A 3,725-nucleotide genomic window follows, 5' to 3' on the forward strand; every position below is an offset into this window, starting at 1 on the left:
CAAACACGGAAGTGTCGGGCTGATCGTACTGGGCCTGGCGTATCCAGAATTTGTAGTGGACTTTGTGTCCTGGACGATAAACGGGACGATCGGTGATGGGGTACACTTTGACCGCGCGGTATTCAGCGTCGTAATACCGGCCCGTCCAGATTCCCGTAAAGCCGAGGTAGGCCAGTCGCCCTTCAGAAGTACGGGCAATGATCAGCCACTGGAAATTGTTGGGGAGCTGGTCCGCGGTCAGTACAATCTGGCCTTGTGCATCTGTGTACTCGGCAAAATTCTTGATTAACAATCGAGGGCGATTCGCCCCATCACCGGGCCACTCCTGTCGCCATCCGAAAAATTCAACGTTAGCCTTCCGGATCGGTTCGCCGGTAACGGCGTCGGCCACGTAAAACCATGTTCCGTTGTCGAGCGGCTTTTGCGCGACGACCGTATCTGCAACCCAGAGCACGACAAAGCACTCGTTACCCTCTTTCATCTGTGCCTTGAGAAGATACGCACCCGCTTTTTGCAGCGGTGTGGTGACGGTGATGCGGCTGTCAAAATGGTTCGGCCTGGGATTGAGAGGCAGTGTCCAGGTAGCGACGACTGGCCCGAGATACTTCTCCTGCGATTTTACGACGAGCCGATAACCCAGGTTTTCGACGTCGAGATTTTCCCAGTTCAATTCCCGAGGTAGGCCCTTGAGATAGTCTTTGACATCCGCCAGGAGTTGGTCGATTTTGATTTCGTAGGCGGTGAAAGTCACCTCATGGCCGTTGCGAAAGCGAAATTCTACGGTGGCTCCTGTTCCTGCCGGCTGCGTTCCAATGGGCTCAAAACGTCCCCAGTTGCCTACAATTTGATCCAACTGATGCCGGGCTGCCTCGCGTTCGTCGCCGGTTGTCAGGTCAACCACCTGTTTCCAGTACCCGGCAGCCTTGGGATACTGCCGACGATTCTCAAATTCCTGTGCCAGACGCCGCAAAGCTTCAACCCGATAGGGGCTTTTTTCCCTGCCCCCGATCTGTTGCCAGATCTTGATGTAATTGAACTCATCGGGCAGTTTGAAACGCTTGATGCCGATCGCCAGCCGGGCAATCGTCTCATCTTCTCCCAGGGTGTGAAGAGCCCACGTACCTGTTTCCGGCGAAGGTCTTTCCTCATCAGCCACTCGGGCAAAGAACCAACTATAGTCTGCCAGGGTTTGAACGCCGAATTGCGTCCAGAGGAATTCCGCGAAAATGAAGTCCACTTCGTCGGTTAGACGGGGATCCATTTCCTTGGCCTGGACAAGGCACCACCGCCAGCGTTCGCCATCGTTTTGAACATCCTCGAAAGTCTTGGGGACGGAGTAAAAGATCGGGTTGCCCTGTTCGTCCACCGGAGCGTAGCGGGGAGTACCGTCGGGCCCCCAGCCTTCCTCGTAATCGGGGAGTTCATCAAGATTCGTCAGGGCCTGGAGCCGCCAGGAGTCCCCCCAGCCGCGGCCGAAAAGAATGAGATCTGCAAAACGGCGATAGAACTGGGCCGCATCGGAATGGTTGGGTTCCTCGGCAACGAGAGGCATTGCCTGCCGCATGAGCTGCAGTGCCCGAACCCGGTCCCGCTCCCAGCAGTTGACGACCTTTCCCCGTTGCCAGTCTTCAGAGCGTGTGAAAACGTTGTCGATGATGACGCCGATATGGGGCAATTCCATGTACAGTTCTGCCGCCCGCTGAAGCAGACGCCAGTTGCGAGCGTGGACCGTCACGGCTTTTTCCAGCAGGCTATCGATTTCATGAACGCGATTGAGCCGCACCAGACATTGCCATGCCAGGGAGAGATCTTCAGGCACTTCCCGAGGATCGGCCTGGGGATCCGCAAGAGACTGCTGGAACAGCGCGAGCGCCTCTTTGAACTGCCCATCTTTCAATAACTTGCGTGCCTGCGCCCCTTTATCGTACCGTCCCATGACCTCTTCCCCCTTCAGAACGCCCCACAACACAGTGCGATACCACAGGCCGGATGTGGTCACAAGTGCGCCAAAGGTCAGCAGTGCGAATGCACCAAAGACGATCCATCTTTTCTGGGACGTTCCCATGGTTTCCTTCCTTTTCCCAGCGTCGGAGATTCAGCGATTGTTACGAAAAGAGAATCGCGGCACGCACGTCTCCCGCCTCACGGCATGGCAACGACCGGAAGGGCCACGCTGAATGGGCAACACACCCGGTCGCTCATCTCGTCCGGCGAAGCAATTATTCCACCCCCGAGCGGCTCACGCAAGCTGTTCGGTCAAACCGCAACGGGGGTGTTCGCGGAGCCCCCGCCTGCAGCGGAAGCTCGCACTCTACCGTTTCCGACGCACTTTGGGGGAACAGAGTTCCCTGAGATCTCGCTGGTCGCCGTTTCCTGCCCCAACCGGCCATGGCGATTTTGCCTGACAAGTTCTCCGGCTGGAAGTGTCCCGAGCAGGTTGCGGGTCGGGAGTATCCCCAGGGCGGACGGTGAGGGCAAAAAGAAACCCCGTCGCCGGGGACGGGGTGAATCGTCTGCAACGGGTCGTGTTACGGGAAGATTTTGCCACCGGCGAGCACGACGGCTGCCAGCAGGGTTACGGTTGCCATTAGAACGACTTGGTCGCCGCCATTTCCAGGGAAACAAGGAACGGAACCGGCTCGCTTCCCAATGCATTGAGCACTGTACCGCCGGCGGTGAAGTTGTGGGTCACCCAATCTGGCTGGCCATAGAGTTCCAGGGCTTTACCGCCTTCGCCGCCACCCACATAGACCCGCACGCCGGCATCCTTCATACGTTTCAACTGGGCCATGAAGCGCTTAGTGCCGGCCTCAAAGCGGGGATCCTCGAACTTTCCGAAAACGCCGTTGTGGAAAGCGATAGCCGGCTCATTGAGGGTCTTGGCCCACTCCAGAAACTCGCCGATTTTCTTTTCGAAGAGGTCCAGCGTGGCCGGACCGACGTCGAATTGCTGATCTTGCGGACCCAGCGTCGTGGCCACCCGACCATCCTGGAGAACAAAATCCACCGGCATGACGAACTGAATCCCCTTCTGCCGTCCTTCGGCGATCATTTTCTTGGCTTGTTCGATCCGTTCCGGCGGAATGTAATAGGGCTGGTCCTTGTGAGCAGGATCTTCCTGAACCCCGATGCAGAAATCTTTGCCGTCAAGCTGGTGGGCGGCTTTGATGAGGCCCATCGCCAGCGAGCCGGCCGTGAAAACCCAGCGGATCTTGCCGCGATCGATCATGGCCTGGAGGTCGTCGAGCTTGTCGATCTTCAACCCGCTGGAGATGACGAGCTGGGCATTGAGGCAGTCCGCCAGAGGTCCCGAGAACTCACCGTAGGCATACTCGCCGAGGGCCACCTTATCCATGGCCGCCGGGACAACCACCGACGAGGTATCCAAACTCCCGGCCGAGAAGGCCTCGTGGACGTAGACCCGCGCGACTTTCTCAGCAAATTCGTTGGCAACTTTGGCAAGTTTCTCGGCCAGATTGGGGATGTCCGCCGGTTTGGCTTTCCACAGCACGCGTTCAATGTCATATTTCCGCGTGTTTTCCAGCAAGATGAAGTCGCCGGGCTTGGCCGCCTTGACCGCTTCCACAAGTTCGGGGCGAATTGTGAGGCTTGCAGGGTCGAACCAATCGGGAATAAACTTGATCTCACAACCAAGTATTTCACCCAGCCGCTTGCACACTTTGTCCAGGCTCAACTGTGGATCCCGGCCGATGTGACCAAAAATC

General features: G+C 57.5%; 1 protein-coding gene and 1 pseudogene. Both read right to left on the reverse strand.

What is annotated here, in order from left to right:
* Positions 1-2,065 (reverse strand): annotated as a pseudogene (locus tag H5U08_RS12755) (alpha-2-macroglobulin); the annotation flags it as partial.
* 522 nt (positions 2,066-2,587) lie between these two features.
* A partial coding sequence (pgk, locus tag H5U08_RS12760) for a phosphoglycerate kinase (RefSeq protein WP_297033656.1) occupies positions 2,588-3,725 on the reverse strand: 1,138 nt, incomplete at its 5' end.

This window comes from Thermogutta sp. (assembly GCF_014359955.1).
Classification (GTDB): domain Bacteria; phylum Planctomycetota; class Planctomycetia; order Pirellulales; family Thermoguttaceae; genus Thermogutta.